The sequence below is a fragment of the Geobacillus sp. LYN3 genome (assembly GCF_003064505.1).
Classification (GTDB): Bacteria; Bacillota; Bacilli; order Bacillales; family Anoxybacillaceae; genus Parageobacillus_B; species Parageobacillus_B toebii.
In genome coordinates, this window is record NZ_QCWL01000001.1 from 1,599,734 (window position 1) to 1,600,313 (window position 580).

The window sequence follows — 580 nt, forward strand, 5'->3', positions numbered from 1 at the left end:
ACCATGCGAAGATCGCGTTCGGCTTGGTTGTTATCAAAGGGAACATGTACTTCACGTAAGAAACGCAGCGCTTCTTCCTTTCGTTTTTGAAGGCGTCGAACAAAAGCGAGTGCTTTTTTCGGAAGAGGCGTCATCGTTTCTAATCGGTGTTGTGCTCTTTCTAGGATGCGATCATACACTCGTTCCCACCGTCTCGCTTCTTCTTCGGAAAGTGCACCGTGATGGGCTTCGACGGCCTGTTTGGCGGCTAACAGAAACGTGGTCATGCGCATCGCCCACGTATGCCCTTGTTCGNTGGGCTTCGACTGCCTGTTTGGCGGCTAACAGAAACGTGGTCATGCGCATCGCCCACGTATGCCCTTGTTCGGTGAAGCCTTTTAGCTCACGTAAATGATGGGCATGACAAAGAGCATGTGTGGCTTTCGTGTATCTCGGATACGTACCGAATGCATCATGCATCATCGTCCCTTTGTATTGTGGAAGAACCCCGATCTCATCCGTTGCTTTCTTTCCACGAGAAGCGTGAGGAGCCAAGTATGTATATCTCGATGTACACGCGACATGCACCCATGCGAGTTTC

Annotated in this window: 2 protein-coding genes; both read right to left on the reverse strand. The window is 50.8% G+C overall.

Going from position 1 to position 580, the window contains the following annotated elements:
* Nucleotides 1-272 (reverse strand): IS66 family transposase (locus tag DCC82_RS18850; RefSeq protein WP_483299665.1); only part of this gene is annotated, 272 nt, incomplete at its 3' end.
* The gene (locus DCC82_RS18855) at nucleotides 172-567 is read right to left on the reverse strand and encodes an IS66 family transposase (protein WP_483299666.1); all 396 of its coding nucleotides are present in this window, start codon (nucleotides 565-567) and stop codon (nucleotides 172-174) included. The genes DCC82_RS18855 and DCC82_RS18850, both read right to left, overlap by 101 nt.
* Nucleotides 568-580: the final 13 nt, after the last annotated feature.